This window comes from Novosphingobium decolorationis (assembly GCF_018417475.1).
Lineage (GTDB): Bacteria > Pseudomonadota > Alphaproteobacteria > Sphingomonadales > Sphingomonadaceae > Novosphingobium > Novosphingobium decolorationis.
Genome location: NZ_CP054856.1, coordinates 661,008 through 677,441, shown reverse-complemented (window position 1 = coordinate 677,441; position 16,434 = coordinate 661,008). Strand labels below are relative to the sequence as shown.

Sequence of the window (16,434 nt, the reverse complement as noted above, 5' to 3'; positions counted from 1 at the left end):
TCGCGGCGTCTCTGGATACGCTGCGACCGGCCCGCGATCAGCCCATCGCGGCGATCTGCTGCGCGACAGCCAGAAGCTGGCGGGCCTGTTCGAGGTGGAGCAGCTCGGTCATCTTGCCTTCGACGCGGATGGCACCCTTGCCCGCGTTTTCGGGAAGGTCGAACGCTGCGATCACCGCTTCGGCCCAGGCCAGTTCCTCGGCGCTCGGGCTGAACACGGTGTTGCAGGGCTCTACCTGAGCGGGGTGGATCAGGCTCTTGCCGTCGAAGCCGAAGTCCAGGCCCTGACGTGCCTCGGCCTCGAATACGTCGAGGTCGCGGAACTCGTTGCACACCCCGTCGAGGATGGTGAGGCCGTGGAGCCGTGCGGCCGCCACCGCCTGCGCCATGAAAGGCAGGAACGGTGTGCGCTCGGGCGTCAGGCGGGCGCGCATTTCCTTGGCAAGGTCATTGGTGCCCATGATCCAGAGCGAGAGGCGCGTGGTCGCGGCCATGGCCGCGAGGGGCTCCAGGTTGAGAACCGCGCCGCAGGTCTCGATCATCGCCCACAGCTGCATTGCCTCGGGCGCGGTCTCGAGAGCTTCCTCGTAGCGGCCGATGTCGAGCGGGGTGGAAACCTTGGGCACGAGCACCGCATTGGCTTTTGATCCGGCAAGCGCAGCAAGATCGTCCACACCCCACTCGGTGTCGATCCCGTTCACGCGCACGGCAACCTCGCGCGCGCCGAACCCACCTTCTTCCAGCGCGGCAAGCGCGGCCTTGCGGGCATCCGCCTTGGCTTCGGGCGCAACAGCGTCCTCAAGGTCGAGCACGACCACGTCGCAGGGCAGGGTGCGCGCCTTGGCAATGGCCCTGGCGTTCGAGGCCGGCAGGTAGAGGGCGCTGCGGCGCGGACGGATCGGGGCGTTTGCAGACATCGGTGGCTCTCCTTGTATTGGCCTCGTCCTTGGGGTGCGGGTGCGTTCGGGTCAAGCGGTCGCGCGTTCCATCTTTGCGCGCAGGGCAAAGGTCCTCGGCCCCCTGCGGCCCCAATCTCCACCCAAAGTGCTAGTGCAATCGTTTCCGCTCGCGGCTAGTAAGAATGGCAAGCGGGGTCGCATCCTCCAGGACCGCGCTGAGATTAAAAATACCCTCGTGCCGGGCCTCTCTCACTCTCTCTCCTGTTTGGCACGGGAAAACTCCAAGGGTCGCCCCACCGCCCCGTTCACCTCGCCTACGTGCGGGGGTGAACGGGGCGGTTTCTCTTTGTGCGGTCGGTGTGCGGCGAGCAGGCTGGACAGCGCGGCCCGCGCGAGCCAGAGTGTCGCCATGCGCAAGATCATCCTCCCGCTCGCCGCTCTCGGGCTTTCCGTCCTCTCCGTGTCGGCCCAGGCCGCTCTTCCTGTCGGGGCCAAGGCGCCGGCGTTCGTGACCAAGGGCGCGAAGGCGGGCAAGGAGACCCGCTTCGATCTGTCCGCAGCGCTGCGCAAAGGTCCGGTGGTCCTGTACTTCTACCCCAAGGCGTTCACGCAAGGGTGCACCCTGGAGGCGCACGCCTTTGCCGAAGCGACCCCCGAATTCGCCAAGCTGGGCGCGACGGTTGTGGGCATGTCGGGCGATGACTTGCCCACGCTCAAGAAATTCTCGACCGAGGAATGTCGCGACAAGTTTGCCGTCGCCATCGCTTCGCCCAAGGTCATCAAGGACTACGACGTGGCTCTCAAGGTCGACGGGCTTCCCGATGGCCTGACCCAGCGCGTCAGCTATGTGATTGGTCAGGACGGCAAGGTCGTCATGGTGCACTCGGACAGTGACTACCGCGACCATGTGAAGCTGACGATGGCGGCGGTGAAGAAGCTCGCCCGCTGATCGCAAACTGCGTACGCATGTCTTGCCGCGATGATTTGCCGGTGAGGGGATTTGCAGGCGAGGGGCTTGAACACCACGCCTGTCCGCGGATATGGGGCAGCCTTTCCGGCTCGTCTCGTCGCGGGCGGCTTTGCATTCCGCGTGGCGCCCGCTAGGGCGAGCGCGCAATCTGATTTGGAGTATCGCGCCATGCGTGCCGAGGGGCAGGCCCACATTGACCGTATCGAAAAAGCACTCGCTCTCGTGCGCAAGTCGCTCGACTGGGAGCGCGCGCTGCGGCGATTCGATGAGCTGAACGCGCGCGTCGAGGATCCTACGCTCTGGGACAACCCCAAGGAGGCCGAAGCCGTCATGCGCGAGCGTCGCCGCCTTGAGGCTTCGATCGGTGCGGTCAACGAGATCACCGCTGAGATGAACGACGCGGTCGAGTTCGTGGAACTGGGCGAGATGGAAGGCGATGACGAAACCATCGCGGAGGGTCTTTCGACCCTGTCCGAACTGGCCGCACGTGCCGATCGCGACAAGATCCAGGCGCTGCTCTCGGGCGAGGCCGATGCCAACGACACCTATCTTGAAGTCCATGCCGGTGCCGGTGGGACCGAGAGCCAGGACTGGGCGCAGATGCTCCAGCGCATGTACACCCGCTGGGGTGAGCGCAAGGGCTTCAAGGTCGAGCTCGTCGAATACCACGCGGGCGAAGCGGCGGGCATCAAGAGCTGCACGCTGATGCTCAAGGGTGAGAACGCGTACGGCTGGGCCAAGACCGAAAGCGGTGTCCACCGCCTCGTGCGCATCAGCCCCTACGACAGTTCGGCGCGCCGCCACACCAGCTTCTCCTCGGTCTGGGTCTATCCCGTGATCGACGACAGCTTCGAGATCGACATCAACCCGGCCGACCTCAAGATCGACACCTACCGCGCCTCGGGTGCGGGCGGGCAGCACGTCAACACGACGGACTCGGCCGTGCGCATCACCCACCAGCCCTCGGGCATCGTGGTGGCGAGCCAGATCGACCGTTCGCAGCACAAGAACCGCGAAATCGCGATGGGCATGCTCAAGTCGCGTCTGTTCGAGGAAGAAATGCGCAAGCGTGAGGAAGCCGCCAGCGCCGAGCATGCAAGCAAGAGCGATATCGGCTGGGGTCACCAGATCCGCTCCTACGTTCTGCAGCCCTACCAGCAGGTCAAGGACCTGCGCACGGGCGTCGTCTCGACGGCACCGGACGATGTTCTCGATGGCGAACTCGATCCCTTCATGGCCGCCGCGCTTTCGCAGCGCGTGACCGGCGAGAAGGTCGAGATCGAAGACGTCGACTGAGATCGACGCGCGAGAAGGGAATGTCAGCGCAAGGTGCGGGGTGGACCGGGAGGTCGGCCCCCTTTCAGGGCTTTGCCAAGCCGAAGGGAACGCGGTACACCACCGCGATGCTGCGTTTCTCGCGTAAGTTTCGGCCTGGCCTGATGCGGTCTTGGAAGACCAGCCTGATCTCTTCCGGACTGCTGCTGTGCGCGGCCTCGGCCTTGGCAGCTTGCACGCCGGGCGAGGCCGATGCGGATCGCCCGGCCTCCTCGCGCGACTTTCCGCTGCCTGACCGCCCGGTCTCTCCGGGCGGATCGACAGCCTTTTCCAACGAAATCCAGCGCGACAGCGTCAACGAAGCAAAGGTCGTGATGGACCTTGCCCGGATTTCCGAGGGCATGACGGTTGCCGACATCGGTGCGGGCGATGGCTATTACACGGTGCGTCTGGCGCAGCGGGTGGGTTCTTCCGGACGGGTGCTGGCCGGGGATATCGACCCCGAAGTCATCCAGAAGCTGGGCCTTCGCGTGGAGCGCGAAAGACTGGAAAATGTCTCCATCAAGCTGGGGACACCCGACGATCCACGCTTGCCGGAAAACAGTTTCGACCGCATCTTCCTGGTTCACATGTACCACGAGGTGAGCGAGCCCTATGCCTTCCTGTGGCGTCTGCGACCGGCGCTGCGCGAAGGAGGCAAGGTCATCGTCGTGGATGTCGATCGCTCGACAGGCGAACACGGCATGCCGCCGGAACTTCTCTTCTGCGAATTTGCAGCGGTAGGCTTCCGTTTGAGCCAATTTGTCCGTAAGCCTGAGCTCCAGGGCTACTACGCGCAGTTCGAAGCTTCCGGAGGACGACCGGGACCGGAAGCGATCGTGCCGTGCCGTATGTCCAGTGAGGCGGACACGGAATAGCTCTGTATCAGGGTTCAGGCAGGAAAATTCCATTCACGGGCGTTGAATGGTTACACCGACTTCCTAAGTCGGAGTTTGACGCCGAGGGGGAAAGATAAGAGTTACGATGGGTTTCAAGGGTTTAAAGCCGATTAACTATGGTGGACGTGAAGTCTGGCCGCTGATCGAAGGCGGTAAGGGCGTCTCGGCCACCAACCATATGAGTTCGGGTGCCTGGGCGGCAGCGGGCGGCATTGGGACGGTCAGCGCCGTCAACGCCGACAGCTACGACGCCGAGGGCAAGATCGTTCCGCAGGTCTACAATGCACTGACCCGCAAGGAGCGCCACGAGGAACTGATCCGCTACGCCATCGATGGCGGCGTCGAGCAGGTCCAGCGGGCTTACGAGATCTCCAACGGCCAGGGCGCGATCAATATCAACGTCCTTTGGGAAATGGGCGGTGCGCAGCAGGTGCTCGAGGGTATCCTCGAAAAGACGCCGGGTCTCGTGACCGGCGTGACGTGCGGGGCGGGCATGCCTTATCGCCTGTCCGAGATCGCGGCGCGCTACAACGTCAATTATCTTCCCATCGTCAGCTCGGGCCGTGCCTTCCGCGCGCTTTGGAAGCGTGCGTACCACAAGGTGGCGGACCTGCTGGCCGCCGTGGTCTACGAGGATCCCTGGCTCGCCGGCGGTCACAACGGCCTTTCCAACGCGGAAGATCCGCTGAAGCCCGAAGATCCTTATCCGCGCGTCAAGGCGCTGCGCGATGTGATGCGCAAGGAAGGTATCTCGGACGACGTGCCGATCGTGATGGCGGGCGGCGTATGGTACTTGCGCGATTGGGACAACTGGATCGACAACCCCGAGCTGGGCAGCATTGCTTTCCAGTATGGCACACGTCCGCTCCTGACCACGGAAAGCCCGATCCCGCAGGCCTGGAAGGATGCCTTGCGCGATCTCGATCCGGGTGATGTCCTGCTGCACCGTTTCTCGCCGACCGGCTTCTACTCTTCGGCTGTGCGCAATCCGTTCCTGCGCGCGCTCGAAGCGCGTTCGGAGCGCCAGATCCCCTACTCGAAGGTTGAGGCCGGTGAGCACACCGTGCGTCTCGACGTCGGTGTGAAGGGCAAGAACTTCTGGGTCGCTCCCAAGGATCTCGAGCGTGCCCGGGGTTGGGCGCAGGAAGGGTTCACCGATGGCCTGCGGACGCCCGACGACACCATCGTTTTCGTGGCTCCGGACGAGCGCGATGAAATCCGCAAGGATCAGGCCGATTGCATGGGCTGCCTCTCGCACTGCGGTTTCTCGTCGTGGAAGGATCACGACGATTATACCACGGGCCGTCTGGCTGATCCGCGCAGCTTCTGTATTCAGAAGACGCTACAGGACATCGCCCACGGCGGACCTGTGGAAGAGAACCTGATGTTCGCAGGCCATGCGGCCTACAACTTCAAGCGCGATCCCTTCTACTCGAACGGCTTCACGCCGACAGTCAAGGAACTGGTGGATCGCATTCTGACCGGCGACTGACCGGTTCGACAGATCTGTAAGAAGGCCCTGCAAGATATAGATCTTGCAGGGCTTTTTTTGTGTGCCGGGCACGGCGTTGATGCAGGAGGTGTAAGTCCTTTGCAGGCCTGCTGGTGGGAACTGCTAGCTGAAGGCAACTGCGTCGCCGCGAGGCGGGGTGGGGAGGAAGCCGGAGGCAAAGCTCGGAGCTGACGAACAGGAATCGGATAGAAGGCCGGTGCGGCGGGATAACCCAGCAATGGATGGGGATGTCCGATAGCCAGACAGACGCGCGCATTGGTAAATCCGGCAGCGACCGAGTGAAGGATCAACGTCTTACCCCGGGAGATCTCCTGGCCTCTCCGGACGATCCGGAGAACAGCGGCAGTGATGTTGCTGGATGGGCCCGGAGAAGTCAGCAGCGGTCATAGTAGCGGGCGCAAGCCGGCGAAGGACCAAATTCGGTACCCAAGGAGCAAGACTGGGCACATTCGATGGGTGTGGAGCGGCAGCAAGGTAGCGGGAAGCAGCAGGACTTCTTCGATGAAGCCCTGAAGGCATCGCTTGGCCACGACGTCACCGGCAAAGGCGGAACTGGCGCTGGGACGATCGAGGAGCGGCAATCACCCACGGCATGGGCCGAGCCCCTCGCCTTGACGCGTTACGTGATGGAGGAGGTGGCCAGCTCGGCCAACCTGAACCAAGCCTACAAGCGGGTGAAAGCGAACAAGGGGGCGCCGGGCGTGGACGGGATGACCGTCCCCGACCTGCGTGACTGGATTGCAGGAAACCGTGAGAGGCTGATCGCCTCGTTACTCGACGGTACTTACCGTCCAAGCCTGGTGCGCGGAGTTGAAATTCCCAAACCCGGCGGGAAAGGAGTGCGCCAGCTGGGCATTCCGACGGCTGTCGACCGGCTGGTACAACAGGCGATACTGCAAGTCCTGGATCCCGTCCTTGATCCGACATTCTCGGCATCGAGTTTTGGGTTCCGCCCCGGACGCGGCGCACACGATGCGCTGCGTCAGGCCCGGACTATGTGCGGGACGGCTATGCGATCGTCGTAGACCTCGACCTGGAGAAATTCTTTGATCGGGTGAACCACGACATCGTCATGGCCCGTCTGGCCCGGCACATCGCCGACCCACGCCTGCTCGTCATCATCCGCCGGTTTCTACAGGCCGGGATGCTGTCGGGTGGTGTGCACGTCGAACGGCAGGAGGGGACCCCGCAAGGCGGCCCTCTCTCGCCGCTGATCGCTAACCTCATTCTGGATGACCTCGACAAGGAGCTCGAACGCCGGGGCCACCGGTTCTGCCGCTACGCCGACGACTGTAACATCTATGTACGGTCACAGGCAGCGGGGGAGCGCGTCATGGCTTCGGTTACCGCCTTGCTGGAAGGCAAGCTCCGACTCCGCGTCAATCAGGCCAAGAGCGCGGTTGCACACGTCCGGGAACGTACCTTCCTCGGCCACCGTCTGACAGCGGGAGGCTTTTTGAGCATAGCGAACAAAAGTCTCACGCGGCTGAAGGAGCGGCTCAGGGCGATTACGCGCCGCAACCGAGGCATCAGCCTCGCGGCGATGATCGCACAGACCAATGCCTTCACTACAGGGTGGGTCACCTACTACCGACACGCCCGGGCTCAGACGGTTTTGCGCGAGATCGACAGCTGGCTCCGGCGCAAGCTTCGCTGCGTCCGGCTCAAACAGTGCAAGCGCACCATGACGATCGCCACTTTCTTAAGGGAAAACGGCGTCCCAGAATGGCAGGCTTGGATCTTCGCGCTCTCGGGAAAGGGCTGGTGGCGCCTGTCGGGCAGCCCTCAGGCCGCCCACGGCATGCCCAACGCATGGTTCGATCAGGCAGGTCTCTCAAGCCTCGCTCTCCAACATGCCGCCTTAAACCGTACCGGAAACCGCCGTGATACGCAGTACGTACGTCCGGTGGTGTGAGAGGGGGGCGCCGTGAGGCGCCCCCCTACTCGATATCAGAATCCCTCTGGTGTAGCCACGTCGAGGCCCTGGTCGATGCGGTCTTGCGACGGGCGCATTGGCCGGACGAGGGAAACCATGGTCGCCAGAACGAGCGTGGTCCCTGCCATCCAGGCCGTGGCGATTGCGAGCGTCGCGGCTTGCCCGATCAGCTGATCCATCAGGCTGTTGCCGGAGGGGAGTCCTGTGCCGCCCAGCGCAGGCTGGATGAAGGGCACGACGAGCAGGCTGCCACAGGCTCCGCCCCCTGCAAACACGCTGGCGAGCACCCCAGCGTCCCCCAGACGGGACCGGGCTTGCAATGTCCTGGTAAGGCCGTAGCTGGCCGCCGTCCCGATTACGCTGATCATGATGGCACCTCCGGGCGATACGTAGCCGGCTGCCGGCGCAATGCAGGCAAGGCCGCAAAGAAGGCCGCGGGCCAGCGACAGAGGCCCTGGTGCACGGTTCGTGACAAGTCCCAGAAAAAGCCACGTGATCGCCCCTGCGGCGGCCCCCAGAAGGGTTGCCAGCATGGCTGCTGCGGCATCGTCGTTGCCGGTAAGCGCCTGCCCGCCACTCGCCGCGATACGCCCGACGAGGAAAAGTGCCGCGCCAAGAAGAATGAGCAGAAGGCTCAGTGGCGAGAGTGGGGAGGGGGCTGGCTCGCGCTCTGGCCCCAGGAGCGCAAGGACGAGCCCGCTTACTCCGACGGCGAGGCCGATGACGATGCCCCCGTTCCAATCAATCGGGAGAAATTTCTCCGAGATCCAGCCTCCACCCCAGATTGCGTGGGCTAGCGGAGCATAGGCGACCAGGGACCACAGGGGCGCAAAGACCATGAACCAGCCCGTATTCATGCGGCCGGATCGGAACGCGACCAGAATTGCGACTGGCACAAGGGCCGAGGTTGACTGAAAGAGAGCAAAGCCGCTTTCGGGGATGCTCGAAGCCGTGCGCAGATTGCCGAATTCACGCAGCATCCATGCGTTTCCGGCGCCAAGCCAGCCACCAGAGGCATTGCCGAAGGCAAGTGTGTAGCCCGCGACCGCCCAGGCCAGCGCGCTGGCGAGTACCGCGCCCATGCCTTGGTACAAGGTCGTGATCTGGTTGCGCCCGCGCGCCTGGCCGCACGCGAAGAGGACGAGGCCGGGAAGCGTCGCGGCGAGTGCGAGAACGCTCGCGGCCAGGACCCAGGCCGTATCGCCCGTATCGGCGAGATCCAGCGCTCCGCTCTGGGCTGAGGCAGGACGGGAAATGCTGGCAAGGAGGAGGCTGCAGGCCAAAAGGGCGAGGCGGTGTCCGGCCTTTCCTCTCTGTCCGTCTGCGCGTCCCATCCCGTTCATGCCTCTCGCTCGTGCGTCACCATTCAAGGCGTCACTTAGAGCATGGGACCGGTTAACGCCAAGCGCACACCGATCACGCGGATCAAGCCGATGGTCAGTCGCTTTCGGGTAGCACCTGATCTGGCGGGCGATGGCCGTCGACCCAGAAGCGGATATTGGCGATGATCTTGTGACCGGCGGTCTCTCGCCCTTCGAAGGTCGCGCTGCCAAGGTGGGGCAGGGCCACAAGATTGGGCGCGGCAAGAAGTCGGGGGCTCACCTCGGGCTCGTGCGCGAAGACGTCGAGGCCGGCGCCCGCGATCCGCTCCTGCTCCAGCGCTTCGACAAGCGCGTCTTCATCGATCAGGCCACCCCGGCCGGTATTGATGATGCAGGCGGTGCTCTTCATCCGCGCTATCTGTTCGGCGTCGACAAGGTGATGCGTCGCGGCGGTCAATGGGCAGTGGAGGCTCACGGCATCGGATGTGGCGAACAGCCGTTCAACATCTGGCTCGAAGGACGCCGAGAGCATGTTTTCGAGTGCTTCGGGCAGGCGGTGGCGATTGTGGTAGACGATGTTCATGCCAAAGGCCCGCGCACGGTGGGCAACGGCTTGCCCGATCCGGCCCATGCCTACGATGCCCAGTGTCTTGCGTGACAGGCTGTGGCCCAGCATGCTGGTGGGACCCCAGCCTTCCCAGGCCCCGTTCTGAAGGGTCTGCGCCCCGGCCTTGAAGCGCCGCATGGTCAGTATGAGCAGCGCGAATGTCAGGTCTGCGGTATCATCGGTGAACACGCCCGGGGTGTTTGTCACGAGAATGCCGCGCGCCCGTGCCGCCGCCAGGTCGATATGCTCGGTTCCGGCGCCGAAATTGGCGATCATACCAAGGTTCGGCCCCGCCGATTCGATAAGATCGCGGTCGATCGTGTCGGTCACCGTGGGAACGAGCACATGGCAATGCGCCATCGCCGCGCGAAGCTCCTCGCGGGAGAGGGGGGTGTCGGGCGTGTTGAGATCGGCATCGAACAGTTCGCGCATGCGCTCTTCGACCGCAGGGGCGAGCCGCCGGGTCACGACGACCGAGGGACGTGTGGGGAGTGGCGGGCGAGCGGTAATATTGGATGCAGACATGACGTCTTTAGGCTATCGCGCTGTGCAGTCGCGCGGTCAAGGCGTCTTGATGAAACCGCGTTCCGGGAAGTAAGTCAGAACCATGTTGCGCAAATACTCGATCCTGGCTGCGCTTGCGGCCCTGTGCATCTGTCCTTCGTTCGCGCAGGCCGCCAACGAGGACGAAGTCCCCTACTGGGCATCCATCGACGTTGATGAAGCCAACATGCGCGTAGGACCCGGCAACAGTTTTCGCATCGCATGGGTCTACCGACGCCTGCATCTGCCGGTGAAGGTCATTCGGCGCGAGGGGCCCTGGCGTCAGGTGGAAGATCCGGACGGTGCCCAGGGTTGGATGCGCGACCTTCTGCTCTCACGCCAGCGCGGAGCCATCGTGCGCGGCGATGACCTCATCGAGATGCACGCTGAGCGCGGGGAGGCCGCGCCTGTCCTGTGGCAGGTCGAGCCGGGTGTTGTCGGTCTTCTTGGCGAATGCGAGGCAGGGTGGTGTGAACTCGACATCCAGGGACATCGCGGCTGGGTACCTGAAAGCAGCCTCTGGGGCGCTGGTACGCCCTGAGGCGCAAGCCGGCATGGCAACGAAAAAGCCCCGCGGATGCGAACCATCCGCGGGGCTTTTTCGTAGGACGGGCCGGGGCAGATCAGGCCAGTTCGACCGCGATCGCGGTCGCTTCACCGCCGCCGATGCACAGCGAGGCGATACCCTTCTTGAGGCCGCGGCTCTTGAGGGCGTTGATGAGGGTGACGATGATGCGCGTGCCCGAAGCGCCGATGGGGTGGCCAAGTGCGGTCGCGCCGCCGTTCACGTTCACCTTGTCGTGCGGGATGCCCAGGTCCTTGATCGCGAACATGGCAACGCAGGCAAAGGCTTCGTTGACCTCGAAGAGATCGACGTCCGAGGCGCTCCATCCGGTCTTGGCAAGCAGCTTCTCGATGGCCCCGACAGGGGCGGTGGTGAAGTCCTTGGGCTCCTGCGCGTGAGCTTCCACGGCAACGACGGTCGCAACCGGCGACAGGCCCTTCGCGTCCGCAACGCTCTTGCGGGTGAGTACAATCGCGGCTGCGCCATCCGAGATCGAGCTCGACGAGGCGGCCGTGATCGTGCCGTCCTTGGCAAAGGCCGGACGCAGGGTCGGGATCTTGTCGGGCTTGCCCTTGGGCGGCTGCTCGTCCGTCTCGACGATGGTGTCGCCCTTGCGGCTCTTTACGGTCACGGGGACGACTTCATCGGCGAAGGCGCCGGTGGTGATGGCCTCGTTGGCGCGGCGCAGCGACTCGATGGAGTATTCGTCCTGCATCTCGCGCGTGAGCTGGTAGTCGTTGGCGGTGACCTGTGCGAACGAGCCCATCGACGCGCCCTCATAGGCATCTTCGAGGCCGTCGAGGAACATGTGGTCGTAGATCGTGTCGTGACCGGCGCGTGCGCCCGAACGGTGCGTCTTGGAAAGATATGGGGCGTTGGTCATCGACTCCATGCCGCCGGCGATGACCAGATCGATCGAGCCGGAGGCGAGGGCCTCAGCGCCCATGATGACGGTCTGCATACCCGAGCCGCAGACCTTGTTGACGGTCGTTGCCTGCACCGACTTGGGAAGGCCTGCCTTCAGGGCGGCCTGGCGGGCAGGGGCCTGGCCAAGACCGGCCGGCAGGACGCAGCCCATGTAGATGCGTTCGATATCTTCGCCCGCGACGCCGGCGCGCTCCACGGCGGCCTTGACGGCGGTAGCGCCGAGTTCGGTGGCATCGACCCCGGCAAGAGCGCCCTGGAGGCCGCCCATCGGGGTGCGTGCGTAGGAGAGAACGACAATGGGATCGGAAGCGGAAATCTGGGTCATGGCGTGGAGCCTTCCTGCCTGAATGCGGTTCGCGTCCTCATTCGATAATGTTGCGCTGCGCCATTTTCAACGCTGCTTCTTGCAACAACGCCCCGGTGGTGCCCGTGGTGCGGCGCGGGGGGCGCGGCGGCGGCGGTCAGGAAAACGCGCGAGATCCGATCATTCATCTCTCGCTATAGATGCGAATGCCTCGCAATAGCTTTTTAATGTCTGATTTTCAAGAAAAGAGAGGCGAATCGTGCCGCATTTGGCTTGCAAAGAGTTCACCCTGCTGTGCGCACTATTGCAGATTGTTTCCTTCAAGTGACCCGATAAGATCGCTGTGGGCCTAGAGCTCCTGCGGTTTTGCGTCTTTTTGTTGCAGTGCGATGGACGGGAAGGGAATAATCCTGACGGACACCTTGCGGTGTGCGGAGGGACGGCCTAAGGACCCGCTCAACGCCCGGAAACCACACACGGTGCCATAAGCGGCTCTGCCGCCACCCGGTAAGAGGCCAGAGACCATTGACTGATCTGTCGCAATATCTGCCGATATTCATTTTTCTCGCGATCGCGCTCGCCCTGTCCGCGATCATCGTGTTCCTGCCCATGGGCGTGGCGCACCTCACGGGGTCTGCCAAGCCGAATGCGGACAAGCTGAGCGAATACGAGTGCGGTTTCCCCGCATTTGAAGATCCGCGCAGCCAGTTCGACGTGCGCTTCTATCTCGTCGCGATCCTTTTCATCGTGTTCGACCTTGAAGCCGCGTTCCTGTTCCCCTGGGCCGTCTCGCTTGACCTCACCGGCTGGGCCGGTTGGGGCACGATGATGGTGTTCCTGGGTGAGCTGGCCATTGGCCTCGCCTATGCATGGAAGAAGGGAGCTCTGGACTGGGAATGAGCACGCTCGTCAACGCATCCGGACAGCCGCTGGCGTCGGGCCAGAGTGGTCAGGTGACCGCCCCCGACCAGGCGTTTTTCAACGATCTCAATCAGGAAGTTTCCGACAAGGGCTTCCTCGTCACCTCGACCGAGGAACTGTTCCAGTGGGCCCGTACCGGCTCGCTGTGGTGGATGACCTTCGGCCTTGCCTGCTGCGCGGTCGAGATGATCCACGTGAACATGCCGCGCTACGACATGGAGCGCTTCGGTGCCGCTCCGCGCGCCTCGCCGCGCCAGTCCGACGTGATGATCGTCGCGGGCACGCTGTGCAACAAGATGGCCCCGGCGCTGCGCAAGGTCTACGACCAGATGTCGGAGCCCAAGTACGTCATATCGATGGGTTCGTGCGCCAACGGCGGTGGTTACTACCACTACAGCTACAGCGTCGTGCGCGGCTGTGACCGCATCGTTCCGGTCGACATCTATGTCCCGGGGTGCCCGCCGACCGCAGAGGCGCTGCTCTATGGCGTGATGCAGCTGCAGCGCAAGATCCGCCGCGTCGGCACGATCGAGCGTTGAGAGGAAGCCGACCATGACCGTTCTTCACTCCGCTCCCAAGTACGCTTCCAACGACGGTGTCGTGGAAACGCTGAGCGCCGCCCTGGGCTCGATGCTGATCTCCGCCACGGAGCAGCACGGCGAAGTCGTACTGACTGTCGCGCGCCCGGAAATCGCCAATGCCCTCAAGCTGCTGCGTGACGAGCACGAATACCAGCAGATGATGGAGATGGCGGGTGTCGACTACCCCTCGCGCGTCGAGCGCTTCGAGGTGGTCTACATGCTGCTTTCGGTGACAAAGAACCACCGTCTGCTCGTCAAGTGCACGGCCTCGGAAAGCACGCCCGTGCCGACCGTGACCACGCTGTGGCCCAACGCGGGCTGGCTCGAGCGTGAGGTCTTCGACATGTACGGCGTGATCTTCGCCGGCAACAAGGACCTGCGCCGCATCCTCACCGATTACGGTTTTGAGGGTCACCCCTTCCGCAAGGACTTCCCGCTCACGGGCTATGTCGAGCTGCGCTACTCCGAAGAGGACAAGCGCGTGGTCTACGAGCCCGTCAAGCTGGCCCAGGACTTCCGCTCGTTTGACTACATGAGCCCCTGGGAAGGTTCCGACTACATCCTCCCCGGTGACGAGAAGGCCGACGCCCCGCCCGTCGCCGAGAAGAAGACGACCGAAAGCCCCAAGGACACCGGTGCCGACAAGGACACCGACGCCAAGGCTGCCGAGAAGGAAGCTCCGCCGGCGCCCGCCAAGGACGAAAAGGGAGACAAGGCATGAGCATGCAGCTTGAGCAGTCGCCCACGACCGGCGACGAGGTCATCAGCAACTACACGATCAACTTCGGTCCCCAGCACCCGGCGGCCCACGGCGTTCTGCGCATGGTCATGGAGCTGGACGGCGAGATCATCGAACGTATCGATCCGCACGTCGGTCTTCTCCACCGCGGCACCGAGAAGCTGATCGAGAACAAGACCTATCTCCAGGCGCTGCCGTACTTTGACCGGCTCGACTACTGCTCGCCGCTGGGGATGGAGTACAGCTACGTTCTCGCGATCGAGAAGATGCTCAATATCGAGGTGCCGCTGCGGGCTCAGTACCTGCGCGTGTTCTTCGCCGAGCTGACCCGTATCTCGAACCACATGATGAACATCGGTAGCCACATCATGGACGTCGGCGCGATGACGCCGAACCTGTGGCTGTTCGAGATCCGCGAGGATTGCCTCAACTTCTTCGAACGCGCTTCGGGCGCCCGCATGCACTCGGCCTGGTTCCGTCCGGGCGGCGTGCACCAGGACGTGCCGCTCAAGCTGCTCGCCGACATCGGCGACTGGCTCGACACGCGCCTGCCCGAGCTGTTCGAGGACGCGATGAGCCTCGTCGTCGACAACCGCATCTTCAAGCAGCGCAATGTCGATATCGCCAAGGTCTCGCGCGAGGATGCGCTGGCCTGGGGCTTCTCGGGTCCGATGATCCGCGGCGCCGGTATCCCGTGGGATATCCGCAAGAGCCAGCCCTACGACGTCTACGACCGCATGGAATTCGACGTTCCGGTCGCCACGGAATCGGACTGCTACGGCCGTTTCATGGTCCGCGTCGAGGAAGTGCGCCAGTCGGCGAAGATCATGAAGCAGTGCCTCGCGCAGATGCCCGAAGGCCCGATCATGACGACCGATCGCAAGGTCGGTCCGCCCAAGCGCGCCGAGATGAAGACCTCGATGGAATCGCTGATCCATCACTTCAAGCTCTACACCGAGGGCTTCCACGTCCCCGAAGGCGAAGTCTACGTCGCAACGGAAAGCCCCAAGGGTGAATTCGGCGTGTACCTGGTCTCGGACGGCTCCAATAAGCCGTACCGCTGCAAGATCCGCCCGACGGCGTTCAGCCACCTCCAGGCCATGGACTTCCTGTGCAAGGGCCACATGCTGCCCGACGCCACGGCCATCCTGGGCGCTCTCGACATCGTGTTCGGGGAGTGTGACCGGTGAGCAAGCTCGAAACAGCCAAGGCGATGATCGCGGCCTACAACGCCAAGGACGCCGATCTCTACGTCACCTACATGACCGACGAGGCCTGCGAGGCAGGTTACCGCGGTGCGGTCGTGCGCGAGGGCAAGGAAGGTACACGTACCGGCCTTGCCGCCGCCTTCGTCAAGTGGCCCGAGAACCACGCCGAGATCGTCTCGATCGAGGAAACCGAGAACTTCGTCGTCTTCCGTGAGCACGTCACGCGCGGTCCGGCAAGCGACGGTTCCGAACTCGTCGAGCCGTTCGACGTTCTCGCCGTCTACAGCTTCGAGGGCGACAAGTGCAGCCGGGTGGAGTTCATTCGATGAACCTCTCCTCGGTTGAGATGCTGCGCGTCTGGGCAGGGCTTACGGGCCTCTGCCTCGTCGCGTTTTATTTCGGCGTGATGTCGGTGGGCGGGGTTCCCTCGCAGACCGTCGCCATGCTGGCGACCGCCATCGGTGGTTTTGAAATTTTCTTTTTCGGCCAGGAACAGTGGCTGAAGCGCAGGGGTAAGCATGGCTGACCGCTATATCGAACCGGATACGCCGGAACTGCGGGCGCGCTGGGGCAATTTTGCCTGGACGCCTGAAAACGCCGAAAAGGCGAAGGACGTACTCTCGCGGTACCCGGAAGGGCGTCAGCGCTCGGCCGTGATGCCGCTGCTCGACCTCGCCCAGCGCCAGGTCGGCGCCGAAGAGAACACGCAAGGCTGGCTGCCCATCCCCGTGATGGAATACGTGGCAGCCTATCTCGAAATGCCGATCATTCGCGTTGTCGAGGTTGCCACGTTCTACACGATGTACAACATCGCGCCGATCGGTCGGTTCCACGTCCAGGTCTGCGGCACGACGCCCTGCATGCTGCGCGGCTCGGATGACCTCATCTCCGCCTGCAAGAAGCGCGGTATGAAGGCCGGGCATATTTCGGAAGACGGCCTCTGGTCGTTCACCGAGGTCGAATGCATGGGCAACTGCGCCTCGGCTCCGATGGTCCAGATCAACGACGACAACTACGAGGATCTCACCGCAGAGCGCCTCGACAAGGTGCTCGACGCACTGGCCGCGGGCGAGACGCCCAAGGCTGGTACGCAGGAACCCGGTCGTCACACGGTCGAGCCGGTCGGTGGTCCGACCACGCTCAAGGACATGGTCACCGAAAATCACGATTACCGGGGGGAGTGGTAA

18 protein-coding genes are annotated in these 16,434 nt (G+C 63.6%); 14 read left to right on the top strand and 4 right to left on the bottom strand.

The features are described from left to right. Positions 1 to 37 precede the first annotated feature (37 nt). The gene (locus tag HT578_RS03065) at positions 38 to 916 is read right to left on the bottom strand and encodes an HpcH/HpaI aldolase/citrate lyase family protein (protein ID WP_213502136.1); all 879 of its coding nucleotides are present in this window, start codon (positions 914 to 916) and stop codon (positions 38 to 40) included. Positions 917 to 1,307: 391 nt separating this feature from the next. Between HT578_RS03065 and HT578_RS03060 the strand changes: the two genes are divergently transcribed. From HT578_RS03060 to HT578_RS22360, 6 genes are all read left to right on the top strand, one after another. Then, entirely contained in the window at positions 1,308 to 1,847 is a 540-nt protein-coding gene (locus tag HT578_RS03060) for a peroxiredoxin (protein ID WP_213502135.1), read from the top strand. Positions 1,848 to 2,036: 189 nt separating this feature from the next. After that, a complete protein-coding gene (gene prfB, locus HT578_RS03055) occupies positions 2,037 to 3,164 on the top strand; it encodes a peptide chain release factor 2 (protein WP_039393220.1) in 1,128 nt (375 codons plus the stop codon). A gap of 143 nt (positions 3,165 to 3,307) precedes the next feature. Then, positions 3,308 to 4,060, top strand: a complete 753-nt coding sequence (locus tag HT578_RS03050; protein WP_213503988.1) for a class I SAM-dependent methyltransferase — start codon at positions 3,308 to 3,310, stop codon at positions 4,058 to 4,060. A 106-nt stretch (positions 4,061 to 4,166) separates the two neighbouring features. Next, positions 4,167 to 5,573, top strand: coding sequence for an NAD(P)H-dependent flavin oxidoreductase (locus tag HT578_RS03045; protein WP_213502134.1), 1,407 nt, complete (start codon positions 4,167 to 4,169; stop codon positions 5,571 to 5,573). A 473-nt stretch (positions 5,574 to 6,046) separates the two neighbouring features. After that, a complete protein-coding gene (locus tag HT578_RS22365; RefSeq protein ID WP_213502133.1) occupies positions 6,047 to 6,619 on the top strand; it encodes a reverse transcriptase domain-containing protein in 573 nt (190 codons plus the stop codon). Then, positions 6,592 to 7,509 carry a reverse transcriptase domain-containing protein gene (locus tag HT578_RS22360; RefSeq protein ID WP_213502132.1) on the top strand — a complete coding sequence of 306 codons (918 nt, stop codon included), beginning with the start codon at positions 6,592 to 6,594 and terminating at the stop codon, positions 7,507 to 7,509. Before HT578_RS22365 ends, HT578_RS22360 begins: the two co-directional genes overlap by 28 nt. Before the next feature lie 35 nt (positions 7,510 to 7,544). Here the strand turns inward: HT578_RS22360 and HT578_RS03030 are convergent, their stop codons facing one another. Both HT578_RS03030 and HT578_RS03025 read right to left on the bottom strand, forming a co-directional pair. Then, entirely contained in the window at positions 7,545 to 8,873 is a 1,329-nt protein-coding gene (locus HT578_RS03030; protein ID WP_213502131.1) for an ammonium transporter, read from the bottom strand. 94 nt (positions 8,874 to 8,967) lie between these two features. Further along, positions 8,968 to 9,984, bottom strand: a complete 1,017-nt coding sequence (locus tag HT578_RS03025) for a 2-hydroxyacid dehydrogenase (protein WP_213502130.1) — start codon at positions 9,982 to 9,984, stop codon at positions 8,968 to 8,970. 82 nt (positions 9,985 to 10,066) lie between these two features. Between HT578_RS03025 and HT578_RS03020 the strand changes: the two genes are divergently transcribed. Continuing rightward, the gene (locus HT578_RS03020) at positions 10,067 to 10,543 is read left to right on the top strand and encodes an SH3 domain-containing protein (RefSeq protein ID WP_144400990.1); all 477 of its coding nucleotides are present in this window, start codon (positions 10,067 to 10,069) and stop codon (positions 10,541 to 10,543) included. 82 nt (positions 10,544 to 10,625) lie between these two features. Here HT578_RS03020 and HT578_RS03015 read toward each other — a convergent pair whose 3' ends face one another. Continuing rightward, complete coding sequence (locus tag HT578_RS03015) at positions 10,626 to 11,819, bottom strand: acetyl-CoA C-acyltransferase (protein WP_213502129.1); 1,194 nt, start codon at positions 11,817 to 11,819, stop codon at positions 10,626 to 10,628. 504 nt (positions 11,820 to 12,323) lie between these two features. Here HT578_RS03015 and ndhC point away from each other — a divergent pair. Genes ndhC through nuoE form a run of 7 tightly spaced genes read left to right on the top strand, consistent with a single transcriptional unit; the run spans position 12,324 to position 16,434 of the window. Then, on the top strand, positions 12,324 to 12,698 hold the full coding sequence (ndhC, locus tag HT578_RS03010) for an NADH-quinone oxidoreductase subunit A (protein ID WP_039393231.1): 375 nt from the start codon (positions 12,324 to 12,326) through the stop codon (positions 12,696 to 12,698). Continuing rightward, positions 12,695 to 13,258: a NuoB/complex I 20 kDa subunit family protein gene (locus tag HT578_RS03005; protein ID WP_039393232.1), complete on the top strand. Its 564-nt coding sequence runs from the start codon at positions 12,695 to 12,697 to the stop codon at positions 13,256 to 13,258. Before ndhC ends, HT578_RS03005 begins: the two co-directional genes overlap by 4 nt. Positions 13,259 to 13,271: 13 nt before the next feature. Beyond that, a complete protein-coding gene (locus HT578_RS03000) occupies positions 13,272 to 14,021 on the top strand; it encodes an NADH-quinone oxidoreductase subunit C (RefSeq protein WP_213502128.1) in 750 nt (249 codons plus the stop codon). Beyond that, a complete protein-coding gene (locus tag HT578_RS02995; protein ID WP_213502127.1) occupies positions 14,018 to 15,229 on the top strand; it encodes an NADH-quinone oxidoreductase subunit D in 1,212 nt (403 codons plus the stop codon). The genes HT578_RS03000 and HT578_RS02995 overlap by 4 nt, the downstream gene beginning before the upstream one ends. Then, positions 15,226 to 15,576, top strand: coding sequence for a nuclear transport factor 2 family protein (locus tag HT578_RS02990; RefSeq protein WP_239026461.1), 351 nt, complete (start codon positions 15,226 to 15,228; stop codon positions 15,574 to 15,576). The genes HT578_RS02995 and HT578_RS02990 overlap by 4 nt, the downstream gene beginning before the upstream one ends. Further along, entirely contained in the window at positions 15,573 to 15,773 is a 201-nt protein-coding gene (locus HT578_RS02985) for a hypothetical protein (protein ID WP_039393239.1), read from the top strand. The genes HT578_RS02990 and HT578_RS02985 overlap by 4 nt, the downstream gene beginning before the upstream one ends. After that, positions 15,766 to 16,434, top strand: coding sequence for an NADH-quinone oxidoreductase subunit NuoE (gene nuoE, locus HT578_RS02980; RefSeq protein ID WP_213502126.1), 669 nt, complete (start codon positions 15,766 to 15,768; stop codon positions 16,432 to 16,434). Before HT578_RS02985 ends, nuoE begins: the two co-directional genes overlap by 8 nt.